Source organism: Ochrobactrum chromiisoli (genome assembly GCF_026241335.1).
Taxonomy (GTDB): Bacteria; Pseudomonadota; Alphaproteobacteria; order Rhizobiales; family Rhizobiaceae; genus Brucella; species Brucella chromiisoli.
In genome coordinates, this window is sequence record NZ_JAPHAV010000001.1 from 994402 (window position 1) to 1006906 (window position 12505).

Sequence of the window (12505 nt, forward strand, 5' to 3'; positions counted from 1 at the left end):
AAGCATTATGAGCCAGACGTCCCCCAAAACGAATATCAAAATCGGACATTCCGCTTGTCCGCATGATTGTCCCTCCACATGCGCACTCGATATTGAGTTGCTGGATGAGCGAACGATTGGCCGCGTGCGCGGCGCAAAAGACAATAGCTATACCGCAGGCGTGATCTGCGCCAAGGTCGCGCGCTATGCTGAACGTGTGCATCACCCGGATCGCTTGAAACATCCGCTTATTCGTGCAGGCCGCAAGGGGGATGGCGAATGGAAACAGACATCTTGGGAAGCAGCCCTTGATCTGATCGCCGAGCGCTTTCTCAAAGCCGAAGAGACATATGGCAGTGAAAGCGTCTGGCCTTATTATTACGCGGGTACGATGGGGCTTGTGCAGCGCGATTCCATCAATCGTCTGCGTTATGCCAAGCGCTATTCAAACCAGTTTGACAGTTTCTGCACCAATATGGCTTGGACCGGCTACTTTGCTGGCACCGGCAGCCTGACGGGGCCAGACCCGCGCGAGATGGCAAAGGCGGATGTGGTTGTCATCTGGGGCACCAATGCCGCCGCCACACAGGTTAATGTGATGACCCATGCGGTGCGGGCACGCAAGGATCGCGGTGCCAAGATCGTGGTCATCGACATCTACGCCAATGCGACTGTGCGTCAGGCCGATATGGGCATCGTGCTGAAACCCGGCACCGATGGCGCTTTTGCCTGTGCGGTTATGCATGTGCTGTTTCGTGATGGTCTTGCCGACTGGGATTATCTCAACCGCTACACCGACGATCCAAAAGGGCTGGAGGCCCATCTTTCAACCCGCACACCGGAATGGGCCGCTGAAATCACCGGCTTAAGCGTGGAGGAAATCGAGGCTTTCGCGCATCTGGTGGGCAAGACCAGACGGACCTATTTCCGTCTTGGCTACGGCTTTACGCGTCAGCGCAATGGTGCGGTTAACATGCATGCGGCGGCATCGATTGCCTGTGTCACTGGTGCTTTCCAATATGAAGGCGGCGGCGCATTTCATTCCAATGCGGGCATCTTCAAGATGGACAAGCGTGAGATCGAAGGCAGCACTATGCAGGATAAAAGCCTGCGTTTCCTTGATCAGTCGAAGATCGGGCGCATTCTCACAAGTGACAGCGAAGCGCTCTACGGCGGTCCGCCTGTGATGGCAATGCTGATCCAGAACACCAATCCGATGAATGTGACGCCTGAACAGCGCCTGGTGCGTCAGGGCTTTGCGCGTGAAGACCTGTTTGTTGCAGTGCACGAGCAGTTCATGACGGATACGGCCAAAATGGCCGATGTTGTTCTGCCTGCCACGACCTTTCTCGAACACGACGATATTTACCGTGGCGGCGGTCAGCAGCACGTGGTCTTAGGGCCGAAACTGATCGAACCTCTTGCAGAGGCTCGCCCCAATGTCTTTGTTATCAATGGGTTGGCGGAGCGACTTGGCGTTGCGCATCTGCCGGGCTTTAACGTCGACGAACGCACATTAATCGACAATATGAACACCAACAGCGATCTTCCGCATTTCGATGAATTGAAGGAAAAGCGCTTTGTCGATATGCAACCACCCTTTGAGGAAGCGCATTATATCAAAGGCTTCAAATGGCCGGATGGCAAGTTCCGCTTCCGCCCGGACTGGACCGGTAGCCCAGCACCCAATAAGCCGCCTGAAGTCATGGGGCTGCAAGGGCCGCATCATTCAATTCCAGAGTTTCCGGACTATTGGAATGTGATTGAGGCAGTCGATGATGAACATCCGTTCCGACTGGCCACATCGCCGGCTCATAATTTTCTCAATTCAACGTTTGCCGAAACACCCACCTCTCTTGCCAAAGAAATCCGGCCGGAACTTCTCATCCACCCGGATGATGCGGCTCAACTGGATATTGCGGATGGTGAGCGGATTGAAATTGGCAATCATCGCGGCGAGGTCGTGCTTCATGCCGTGCTGCGTGCCGGTCAAAAGCGCGGCGTTGTGGTGTCGGAGGGCATTTTCCCGAATTCGACCTTCGAGCGCGGTGAGGGGATCAATACGCTGATCGGTGCTGAGCCTGCTGCGCCATATGGCGGGCTTGCGGTTCATGACACCAAAATCTGGATCAGAAAGCTTTCATAAAATAAAAAAACCGCGCTTAATTTAAGTTAAGCGCGGTTTTTGCTTGTATCAGACCGGATTAGCCTGCGTAGTTCAGCTTAAGCTTCGAGAGGCCAACAGCTGCATTGAGACCCTTCTGCCCTTGAAGCGAGATAGGCTGCAACGAGATGGTTTTCCATGAGCCGCCGGTCAGGATATTGGTGCCTGCGCCGATGCCAATTGCGGCATTTGCCGATGCGCCAACATAACGGCCCTTGAGCGCGCCCTCTGGGCGAACAGTTGGAGCCCACACCGCCCAAGCCATCGTGCCGCCATTGATAAAGCCAATATCAACGCCAATTTTGGTGATATTGCCTGTGTAATGCTCAATGGGACCACGGCCGCGAACGGGCTTGAATACGCAATTTACGTCCTGCTGGCTTCCAATGATCACACCAATTGCCGGGGAAATATCGCAAGTCAAAGTGCCAACTTCCGAACGCGGCTGTGTACGGCCTGAGCCGGGAGCGGCCACGAAGTCAGCGGCAAGTGCCGGGGCCGTCATTGCGATGCCTGAAGCAACGGCCATAGCTGACAGGAATGAAGTCGAAAAACGGAGAGACATGATTTTGTCCTCTAATAAACACATACTGAAAGAGACGCTTATGCGACTCTCATAGGGTTGCCGAAGCAGCTTCCCTTACGCACCCGAATTAGGGCATTTTCGCGAGAATTAAAGTTTTGTTAACGAAAAAATTGGGGTGTGATTAATTTGTCGCGCTTCATTGTGCATTGCCGGTCAGGCGCTGATTACCATTGCATCTTGTGACAGGCTCGTTTCCACGTCACCACTGGCAAACTTTTTGAGCGCCAAAGCGTAGACCTTGTGCTCTGCCTTCAGCACACGGGCAGCAAGCGTGCTTTCCGTGTCTCCATCAATAATCGGCACTGCGGCCTGCGCCAGAATCGGACCTTCATCCATGCCTTCCGTCACCAGATGCACGGTACAGCCAGCAAGCTTCATCCCTGCGTCAAGGGCACGCTGATGCGTGTGCAGGCCCGCAAAAAGCGGCAGCAGTGAAGGATGGATGTTGAGGATACGGCCCTCATAAGGCGCAATAAATTTTGCAGAGAGAAGCCGCATATAACCTGCAAGGCAGAGAATGTCCGGGTTTAATGCTGCAAGCGCTTCAAGGATAGCGCCTTCATGCGCTTCCTTGGAAGCATAATCCTTGCGATAGAACACCTGCGTCGCGATGCCTGCGGCTTGCGCTTTTGCAAGGCCGCCGGCATTAGGCTTGTCGGAAAAGACCGAGATAATTTCAGCCGGAAAATCGGGTGCCTGAGCAGCGCGGATCAGCGCCTCCATATTGGAGCCGCCACCCGAGATGAAAATGACGACCCGCTTGCGGGTCATAGCGCCAAAGTGCCCTGATAAACAACGCCTTCGCCTTCGCGCTTGACCATGCGGCCGAGCGTAACAACGTTTTCGCCTTCCTTGGCGAGCGCGGCAACCACGTCTTCCACCTTGTCGGGCGAGACCACAGCAATCATGCCGATGCCGCAGTTAAACGTGCGCAGCATTTCGAGCGGTTCGACGCCGCCGGTCTTGGCAAGCCAGGAGAAAACGGCCGGAACATCGATTGCATCAAGATTGATTTCGGCTGCAAGACCATCTGGCAGAACGCGCGGAATATTGTCCGGAAAACCACCGCCTGTGATATGCGCCAATGCCTTGATGCCATCCGACGCTTTGATTGCTGCAAGCAGAGGCTTTACATAAATGCGGGTTGGCTCCAGCAGGGCTTCACCAAGCGTTGCGCCTTCCTTGAACGGCGCATCCGATTTCCAGCCAAGACCGGATATTTCAACGATGCGGCGCACCAGCGAGAAACCGTTGGAGTGAACGCCTGATGACGAAAGGCCGAGAATAATATCGCCTTCGGAGACATCGCCGCGCGGCAGCAGGCGATTGCGTTCTGCGGCACCAACCGCAAAGCCAGCAAGATCATAATCGCCATCGCGATACATTCCCGGCATTTCAGCGGTCTCGCCACCGATCAGCGCACAGCCAGCCTGAAGGCAGCCTTCTGCAATGCCGGAGACAATGGCGACACCCTGATCAGGCGACAGCTTGCCGGTCGCGAAATAATCGAGAAAGAACAGCGGCTCTGCGCCCTGTACGACAAGATCGTTCACGCACATGGCAACAAGGTCAATGCCAACGGTGTCATGCTTGTCTGCATCGATTGCAATTTTCAGCTTGGTGCCAACACCGTCATTGGCTGCGACCAGCACTGGATCGGTAAAGCCTGCGGCCTTGAGATCGAACAGGCCGCCGAAGCCGCCAATTTCCCCATCAGCGCCGGGACGGCGTGTCGAGCGCACAAGTGGCTTGATCTTGTCGACCATCAGATTGCCCGCATCAATATCGACGCCAGCCTCCGCATAGGTCAGTCCATTTTTTTGGGCGGGGTTATTTTCAACGGTCATGACCTGCTCCTGGAGATTGGGCGGGAATAATTAAGCGCGCAATGACATGAGATTGCCTGTCCTGCAAGGCCGCAGAGCCGGAAAAGCACAAAACAACGCAGGAATCTGCGGAAAATCACGACCTTGTGGGTTGCCAGCCACGTTCAAACTTGCACCGCGCACATCCATTGCAATCTTTCTGCGTTGGACTAACTATCATCCTCGCCCAGTGCTTATAACAATAGTAATATGACTATTTATCGGACAAGCTCACAACCTGCCTTTTCAGAGAATGGATGAATATGGCCAAGAAACCAGCGCCCGTGACCGATGCCACGAGCAAAACCATACAGCAATCGGATGCTGTGGCGCGTGATGGCGACATTCACGTCAATGTCGAAGTCGGTGGCTTCACCGGTTCGGTCGTGCGTCGTCAGGCCATGTTCTGGACATGTGCCATATTGGTGTTCATCCTGTTTTTGGTCGTGTTCAGCCCGGTTCTGCTGCCATTTGTGGCCGGTATGGCTTTGGCTTACTTCCTTGATCCGGTTGCGGACCGGCTGGAGAAGTTGGGATTGTCGCGGCTGGCCGCAACCATTTTCATCCTGCTCGTTTTTCTGATCATACTTGTGGTCGGGCTGATGATCATCATTCCGATTTTGGCTACGCAGCTCGTGGATTTGATCGGCAAACTACCCGATTACATTTCGCAGCTTCAGGCATTGATGGCGAATGAAAATTCCCAGTGGCTCAAGCGTTATATTGGCATCGACAGCTCAGTCATTCAGGAGAATCTCAGCTCGCTGCTCCAGCAAGGGGCTGGTTTTCTTTCCACTTTGCTGCAATCCCTGTGGAATTCGGGGAAATCTCTGATCGATATTGCAGGCCTTTTCATCGTCACGCCCGTGGTTGCGTTCTACATGCTGCTCGACTGGGATCGCATGGTTGATCGTATCGATTCATGGGTGCCGCGCAGACAGCTTTATACGGTTCGCAGTATCGCGCGTGACATGGATAAGGCGGTTGCAGGCTTTGTGCGTGGGCAGGGTACTTTGTGCCTCATCCTCGGCACTTATTATGCCATCGGCCTGACACTCGCAGGTCTTAATTTTGGCCTGCTGATCGGCTTTTTCGCCGGCGTTATAAGCTTTATCCCCTATATCGGATCCTTTATCGGACTGGCGCTCGCCATCGGTGTTGCGCTGGTGCAGTTCTGGCCGGACTGGATTGCGATTGTGGTTGTTGCAGGGGTGTTTTTCCTGGGCCAGTTCGTGGAAGGAAATATCCTCCAGCCCAAGCTTGTTGGCTCATCGGTCGGGCTTCATCCGGTCTGGCTGATGTTTGCTCTGTTCGCCTTCGGTTCCCTGTTTGGCTTCACCGGAATGCTGGTTGCCGTGCCTGCTGCGGCGGCAGTCGGGGTGCTTGTGCGATTTGCGCTGAATCGCTATCTCCATTCTCCGATGTACGACCCGGCGTTTAAGCGTTCGCATTCCGATAAAGGGTTGTTGATCGAAGCTGGCGAGAATGCAGGCAAGGAAAAATGAAATCGAACTGTAACCCGGTTGAAAGCACAGGAGAAAGCGATGAGTGACGCCCCGCGTCAAATTCCGCTCGATCTCGTGCATCAACCCGGCTATCACCGCGAAGATATTATCGTCACGGGGTCGAACCGTGCTGCGGTGGATCTGATTGATCGCTGGCCGAACTGGGTTGCGCCGGTGGTGATCCTTGCAGGGCCGACAGGTGCGGGCAAAACGCATCTGGCAGAAGTCTGGCGTGCGGCAACAGATGCATTATTGGCCGATCCGAAAGCCATCAGCGATGATGTGGTGACGGGGGCGGCAGAATATCCGGTTTTGATCGACAATATCGGTGGAGCGGCTTTTGACGAAACAGGTCTGTTTCATCTCATAAACAGCGTCCGGCAGAACGCCGCCCTCGGACCGGGGCCGTCGCTTTTGATGACGTCGCGTCTTCTACCTGCCAACTGGAACGTCAAGCTCCCCGATCTTGCATCGCGACTGAAGGCTGCAACAGTCGTGGAGATTTCAGAGCCGGACGATATGCTGCTTGGCGGCGTCATCCATAAACTGTTCGCCGACCGCCAAATCAGCGTCGAGCCGCATGTGGTGAGCTATCTGGTCAGCCGGATCGAGCGCTCACTTTTGTCGGCAATCCAGATTGTTGATCGCCTTGATCGCGTGGCACTTGAACAAAAAACCCGCATAACCCGCACGTTGGCCGCACAGGTTTTGTCGGATAGCGGTCACGGTGATGAATGAAGATCGCCGTCACCGGAGCCAATGGATTTATCGGAAGCGCTGTTCTTGGACATTTGGCGCAAGAAGGCCATGCAAGCCTTGCTCTGTCTCGCAATGACCTTTCAAACCCCGACTTCTATGGCGTGGATACGGTTATTCATTGTGCTGCCCTTGCGCATCGCACAGGGGCGGGCAGGCCACAGGCAGAGGCCTTTGATGCCGTTAATCATCGCCTGGCAGTTGAACTTGCCGAAAAAGCCCGACAGGCCGGTGTGCGTCGCTTCATTTTTGTCTCGACGATCTACACGATTGCACAAAACCCATCGCCGCTTACGCCGGATATGCCGCTTGCCCCGCGTGACGATTATGGACGTGCCAAAGCCAAGGCCGAAATTGCTCTGCTTGCCATGCGTGGTATCGAAGTGGTGATTGCGCGTCCTGTGCTTGTCTATGGACCGGATGCGAAGGCCAATCTGCGCGCTTTGATGCGGCTTTGCGACAGCGGCCTGCCTTTGCCATTGGGCGCTGCCAACAATCGCAGAAGTTTTGTCTCACTGGAAAATGTGGCGCGCGCCTTGGTGTTTTTGGCCAGCGCACCCTCAAATGCAGTTTCGGGCCAGATATTCCATCTTGCCGAGCCGGAACCACGTTCAACACGCGCGCTTGTATCAAAAGCACGTGCCGCGATGGGGCGTCCGTCGCGATTGCTGCCGGTGCCAGCCATTTTTATGAATATTTTGCTGACGTTGGTCGGCAGGAAGACGCTTTATGAACAGCTGTTCGGCGATATGGTCGCCGATACCGCATCATTGCTTGCAATTGGTTTTAACTATCTGCCGGGTGATCCCCAAATCGCAGCCATGGCGAAAGCTGCGCAGAAAGTTTAGTTCTTCTGTCCAACGGCCATCGGCGGCTGAATGCGTGTCTTCTGCACCACGGGCACCGCTGGGGCGGGCGCTTGTGGTTTTTTGGCAACCGATCCGGTGATCATCCCTGCGCTGTCAGGTTTGCTACGGCCACCGAGCAGCTGCTCTTCATGCACCCAGCCAATCATATTGGTCGAGGGCACAACAACACGGTGCCATCTACCTGTTTTGCCATAGGAGCGCATTTCGCGCCCTTTATCCACAGTGCCGATTGAAGGCGACTTATCCCAGGCATTTTTGTGAATGATAAGCTTCGTCTTTGCATAGACCACGGATGGCGAGTGTGCGGCTGCATTTGTGCCGCGCGGCGGCATTGGCAAAGCACGTGCAGAGGCCGGGGGCGGTGGGACGAGCTTCTGCGTTGGCATCGGCGGCTTAGGCGCTTGAATGGCGGCTTGCTGCACAGGTTTGGGCTGTGCAGGCGCAACGGGTGCCGCAGGGCGAGGGACAGGACCAGCCGCGCCCGCATAATCTCTGGATTGCGTTTTCTTCTCGATCACTGCCCTTTCGGTAGGCTGTCGGGTCTCTGTCTTTGCAGGGGCAGAAGAGACGGTCTTTGGCGCACTCTGTTTGAAAAGCGCAGAAATGGCGGCTTGTGGGCTTTTATGTTGTGCCGTTGCCCACAGACTAAAAGCACCCAGACCCAATATTGCGCCGAGCGCCAATATTGGTGCGGATGAGCCTGAACTGGTTTTGCGCCCGCCTGAACGCCCACTTGAGCGTTTTGTCGGGCGGGAACTCCGTTTGCGTGGTGCCATTTCTATGTCCCCTGTCCTGCTCGTAACGGTGTCCGAATCGCGACAGGAAGACACTAGCTCGTCTTCCTTCGCATTTGGTTACTGCGGACAAGCCGAACCTAAACGGAGCGGGTGAGGCCACCATCAACGCGCAGATTTTGTCCCGTGATATAAGCGGCACCTTCAGAGGCAAGAAATGCAACGGTTGCAGCAATTTCTTCGCTGGTTCCGTAGCGCTGCAATGGCACGCTGTCGCGGCGTTCTTCGGTGGCAGGCAGGCTGTCGATCCAGCCCGGCAGAACATTGTTCATGCGGATATTGTCTGCTGCATAGGTGTCTGCAAAAACCTTCGTAAAAGAAGCAAGGCCTGCCCGAAAAACCGCCGAAGTCGGGAACATCGAGCTTGGCTCGAAAGCCCATGCAGAGGATATATTGATGATCGTGCCGGATTTCTGCTTTTGCATGTAAGGCACCACAAGGCGGCTTGGGCGCACGACGTTGAGGAAATAAGTATCAAGACCCTTGTGCCAGTCTTCATCGGTAATATCGAGAATAGGCGCACGTGGGCCATGACCGGCACTGTTGACCAATGTATCGATACGGCCCCATTTTTCGACTGCGAGATCGACGAGTTTCTTTAGATCATCCACCGACTGGTTGGAGCCGGTCACGCCAATGCCGCCCAGTTCTTTGGCAAGTGCTTCGCCTTTGCCTGAAGATGATAAAATCGCGACCGCAAAGCCATCCTGCGAAAGACGCTTTGCAGATGCAGCACCCATGCCGCTGCCGGCTGCGGTGACGATTGCTACTTTTTGTACCGACATTTCGCTATCCTTATGGGGTGAAGATGAAAGGAACGTAGCGCAGCAGCTTGAAATCCCAAGTCAATTTTCTTGAATTTAAGGTTTCATGATGCTGGTGGACAATAAAAAACGCCGCTTGCGCGGCGTTTGTTAAAAGACAGTCTGATCAACTATTCCGGTTGAGACGACGTGCTTCCCGAAAAAGAGTCAGCAGATGCGGGCTCGTCGCGTTTCTGGCGCAATTCTTTTTGCTGAACGGCATCCCGAAATGCTGCCCATTCATTTTCGTGACGACGGTAAAGCGCATTTGAATTCTGCATATCCATTTCGATACTCCCGATTTTCGAGCCTCTGTTGACTTGACAAGCCAATTAACACGGACCGCGAAAAATAGTTGCATCACAAACGGTAAGCGATTGAAATCTTAATCGATTTATATGTTTTTAACTCGATTAAGTATCCGACAAATGTGGATATTAGACGCGCATTTCAGACTAAGGGATTAGTTCTCCTGAATGGAGACACCATTTTCTCCGATTTTCATCTCTATACCGGAAGGCTTCGTTTCTTCCTGATAGGTATAGACCGCGAATCCGGCCACGATGACGATAAGAGCACCTATAACCAGATAAAGACCGTTGCGATTCACTCTGAAACTCCTGAAAATGTGAAGATGCAACTGAAACGCCCCAGCCTGGTGATTTGTTCCGACTTTTTGTTTAAACCAAAAACGCCAATAAGCGTATGAATGTGAATAAAATTCGCAAAGGCACTTTTTATCGCTTGCTTTATTTCTGTCGATTAACTAGGGAAGGGCCGCTTACAAAGCACGGAGCGTAGCGCAGCCTGGTAGCGCACCTGATTTGGGATCAGGGGGTCGGAGGTTCGAATCCTCTCGCTCCGACCATTTTCTTCAAGACAGTTTGCAAAGATGAAGTATGTCGCAGGCAGATGCTGTGGCGTGCGCCTTTATCGCGTTGACATGATGTGATGTGTAAACTATTGCCTTGATGAAATTGTCGCCATTGATATGCGCGTCAGCAAAAGATTTGGATCAAGGTTCTTCAAATGGTTGCACGTATTTACCGTCCAGCTAAGACCGCAATGCAGTCTGGTAAAGCCAAAACAGAAAACTGGCTTCTGGAATATGAGCCGGAGAGCGCCCGCAAGGTTGAGCCTCTGATGGGCTATACATCATCCGGCGATATGAAGAGCCAGATTCGCCTGTCATTTGACAGCCGTGAAGACGCAATCGAATACGCGACCCGTAACGGCATTGCTTATCGCGTGATCGAGCCGCACGAAGTGAAGCGCCGCAAGGTTTCCTATTCGGATAACTTCAGCTTCTATCGCGCCCAGCCTTGGACGCATTAACAGCTTTTCCCGGCCTCATGCTTCATGCTATGGCCGGGTTCTGATGGTGAGGTCCCGTAGCTCAGCTGGATAGAGCACCGGCCTTCTAAGCCGTAGGTCACTGGTTCGAATCCAGTCGGGATCGCCATTACTTTTCAATCGTTTATTCGATGTTCGTGCGGGAGCAGTTTACCGTTTTTTGGGGCGGTTTACAGAATAGTTGCTTTTCATCCTGCTGTTGCGTGCCTATTGGAGCGAAGCATGGATCGATAAAATGATGCTTCAACAAGATTGAAATGCATTCGAAGTCAGCGATTTCATCGTCATTTCGTTTTGGTATCAACATCAACTGCTTGTCTGGAATCTAACGGGAGCCGCACAGTGGATGGGTGGCGCATGAGAATTCCGCCTGCACCGGTATCTCCATGCAGGTGCTGGAGTTTTCCAAACAGGTGTTGCGGTATCAAGGCCGGCGGCAGCGACGACTTTCCGTTATGAGACATGAGTGGATGAGGTCCAGCCTTCGCCATCATTGTTCTCAGGTGTTGTCTGGGGACATATGGCATGTCGCCAAGCAACAGAAGCGCATGGCTCGCTCCGCGTCTTTTTACGTATTGTAACCCGGCCCTCAGGCTCTGGCTTTGCGTTGATGAGTTCTTGGGAAATAAAGGGCGTAAACCTGTGTGCCTGAATAGGCCTGCAACCGAAGGATCGCTTGCAACAATGACACCAAAACTAAATGGCAGCCCCTGGAGGGACGCTGCCACATGGGCTGCTAAGGGTTTTCCGTTATAGCGCGAAAGAAGTTTATTTCCGGCGCCAAACCGCCGGGATTTGCCAGCAGCCAAAACAAGTATTGCAATTTTTGCAGCCCCTCTCATTGCGCGTCTTCTGCATGCATGCCTGAAAACGTACCATCCGTCGCATTTTGCAATATATGCGCAAGCACCGATACGCCTAGCGTATGGGGATCACGAGTCGATGGAATAAGCCCGAGGGGAAAACGCAGCTTTTCGATATGCTCTGGCAAACAATTATGAGCGCCGAGCGTTTCGCATCGTTTCACATGGGCGCGTCTGCTGCCCTGCGAACCGACAAAAAATGCGAGGCTGCTGAGTGCCTTAGATAAAATTATCGGCTCGCGATCATGATCGTGAAAGAACGTTACAACGGCAGTTCTGTTGTCTATTTCGACATTCTCGGGCCAATTGTTTGTAACAAGAGGCGAGGCCCAGGAAAAACGCGTCAGCACGTTCGGGTCTGGCGAGAACAATTCTACCCGACAACCGGCAGCAAGCGCGAGTTCGGCAAAACAAACTGTTTCCATGCCTGTCCCAAAAATCAAAACCCTGATCTGCGGCAGGATTGTTAATTGCAGGCCCACGCCGGCCGGATTAAGTGACAAAGTTCCTTCTTCCCCCAAGCTCAGCATGGCTGGCGTTCGTGCCTTGAGTTGCGCTGCAACGACACTCAAAAGCTGTTTGTCAGGAAACGGAAAAATCTGAATATCGAGCGCTCCACCACATGGGAGAGGAACATCCCAATAAGGCGAACCGCTGCCGTAACGCACGCGCATGGCTTTGCCGGTTTCCATGGCCTTTTTCGCATTGAGCGCGACACTTTTGTCGATGCAGCCGGAGGAAAGATTTCCCCAGCTGCGACCAGAGGCATCGATCACCATTGCAGCACCGCAACGGCGATAGGATGGGCCTTCAACACCCACGATCACGGCAAGAGCGCAACATTCAGCGGATAGGGCTGGCATCAAAGGAAAGTCATTTTCGTTGATCGAAACGGCGCGCACAGCCTCTTTCGTATCCGCGAACTCAGTTTGTCCCGTTGGCTTCATGCGCGTTCCCCGCTCTTTGCC

14 protein-coding genes and 2 tRNA genes are annotated in these 12505 nt (G+C 53.7%); 7 read left to right on the forward strand and 9 right to left on the reverse strand.

Annotated features, from left to right (window positions below):
• Window positions 1–7: 7 nt before the first annotated feature.
• A complete protein-coding gene (locus OPR82_RS04770; protein ID WP_265983320.1) occupies window positions 8–2125 on the forward strand; it encodes a molybdopterin oxidoreductase family protein in 2118 nt (705 codons plus the stop codon).
• Between the two features lie 58 nt (window positions 2126–2183).
• Here OPR82_RS04770 and OPR82_RS04775 read toward each other — a convergent pair whose 3' ends face one another.
• The 3 genes from OPR82_RS04775 to purM all read right to left on the reverse strand — a co-directional run bounded on the left by OPR82_RS04775 (window position 2184) and on the right by purM (window position 4576).
• A complete protein-coding gene (locus tag OPR82_RS04775; RefSeq protein WP_265983322.1) occupies window positions 2184–2708 on the reverse strand; it encodes a DUF992 domain-containing protein in 525 nt (174 codons plus the stop codon).
• A gap of 174 nt (window positions 2709–2882) precedes the next feature.
• Window positions 2883–3500, reverse strand: a complete 618-nt coding sequence (gene purN, locus OPR82_RS04780; protein WP_265983323.1) for a phosphoribosylglycinamide formyltransferase — start codon at window positions 3498–3500, stop codon at window positions 2883–2885.
• Window positions 3497–4576 (reverse strand): phosphoribosylformylglycinamidine cyclo-ligase, encoded by a 1080-nt coding sequence (gene purM, locus OPR82_RS04785; protein ID WP_265983325.1) that lies wholly within the window; start codon window positions 4574–4576, stop codon window positions 3497–3499. The genes purN and purM overlap by 4 nt, the downstream gene beginning before the upstream one ends.
• Before the next feature lie 281 nt (window positions 4577–4857).
• Between purM and OPR82_RS04790 the strand changes: the two genes are divergently transcribed.
• From OPR82_RS04790 to OPR82_RS04800, 3 genes are read left to right on the forward strand one after another with little or no spacing between them, the layout of a single operon-like run.
• Window positions 4858–6099: an AI-2E family transporter gene (locus tag OPR82_RS04790; RefSeq protein ID WP_265983327.1), complete on the forward strand. Its 1242-nt coding sequence runs from the start codon at window positions 4858–4860 to the stop codon at window positions 6097–6099.
• Window positions 6100–6138: 39 nt separating this feature from the next.
• Complete coding sequence (hdaA, locus tag OPR82_RS04795; protein ID WP_265983329.1) at window positions 6139–6837, forward strand: DnaA regulatory inactivator HdaA; 699 nt, start codon at window positions 6139–6141, stop codon at window positions 6835–6837.
• Window positions 6834–7703 carry an NAD-dependent epimerase/dehydratase family protein gene (locus tag OPR82_RS04800; protein ID WP_265983331.1) on the forward strand — a complete coding sequence of 290 codons (870 nt, stop codon included), beginning with the start codon at window positions 6834–6836 and terminating at the stop codon, window positions 7701–7703. The genes hdaA and OPR82_RS04800 overlap by 4 nt, the downstream gene beginning before the upstream one ends.
• Here the strand turns inward: OPR82_RS04800 and OPR82_RS04805 are convergent.
• From OPR82_RS04805 to OPR82_RS04820, 4 genes are all read right to left on the reverse strand, one after another.
• Entirely contained in the window at window positions 7700–8500 is an 801-nt protein-coding gene (locus OPR82_RS04805) for a hypothetical protein (protein WP_265983332.1), read from the reverse strand. The genes OPR82_RS04800 and OPR82_RS04805 overlap by 4 nt on opposite strands.
• Before the next feature lie 98 nt (window positions 8501–8598).
• The gene (locus tag OPR82_RS04810) at window positions 8599–9303 is read right to left on the reverse strand and encodes an SDR family oxidoreductase (RefSeq protein ID WP_265983334.1); all 705 of its coding nucleotides are present in this window, start codon (window positions 9301–9303) and stop codon (window positions 8599–8601) included.
• 149 nt (window positions 9304–9452) lie between these two features.
• Window positions 9453–9608: a hypothetical protein gene (locus tag OPR82_RS04815; RefSeq protein ID WP_265983335.1), complete on the reverse strand. Its 156-nt coding sequence runs from the start codon at window positions 9606–9608 to the stop codon at window positions 9453–9455.
• Window positions 9609–9784: 176 nt separating this feature from the next.
• A complete protein-coding gene (locus OPR82_RS04820; RefSeq protein WP_265983337.1) occupies window positions 9785–9931 on the reverse strand; it encodes a hypothetical protein in 147 nt (48 codons plus the stop codon).
• A 181-nt stretch (window positions 9932–10112) separates the two neighbouring features.
• Between OPR82_RS04820 and OPR82_RS04825 the strand changes: the two genes are divergently transcribed.
• From OPR82_RS04825 to OPR82_RS04835, 3 genes are all read left to right on the forward strand, one after another.
• Window positions 10113–10189, forward strand: a tRNA-Pro gene (locus OPR82_RS04825).
• 161 nt (window positions 10190–10350) lie between these two features.
• The gene (locus tag OPR82_RS04830) at window positions 10351–10656 is read left to right on the forward strand and encodes an ETC complex I subunit (RefSeq protein ID WP_265983338.1); all 306 of its coding nucleotides are present in this window, start codon (window positions 10351–10353) and stop codon (window positions 10654–10656) included.
• Window positions 10657–10706: 50 nt separating this feature from the next.
• Window positions 10707–10783: transfer RNA gene (locus OPR82_RS04835), tRNA-Arg, on the forward strand.
• 175 nt (window positions 10784–10958) lie between these two features.
• Here the strand turns inward: OPR82_RS04835 and OPR82_RS22755 are convergent.
• A complete protein-coding gene (locus OPR82_RS22755) occupies window positions 10959–11516 on the reverse strand; it encodes a nucleotidyltransferase family protein (protein WP_396996903.1) in 558 nt (185 codons plus the stop codon).
• The gene (locus OPR82_RS04840; RefSeq protein WP_265983340.1) at window positions 11513–12484 is read right to left on the reverse strand and encodes an XdhC family protein; all 972 of its coding nucleotides are present in this window, start codon (window positions 12482–12484) and stop codon (window positions 11513–11515) included. Before OPR82_RS04840 ends, OPR82_RS22755 begins: the two co-directional genes overlap by 4 nt.
• Window positions 12485–12505 lie beyond the last annotated feature (21 nt).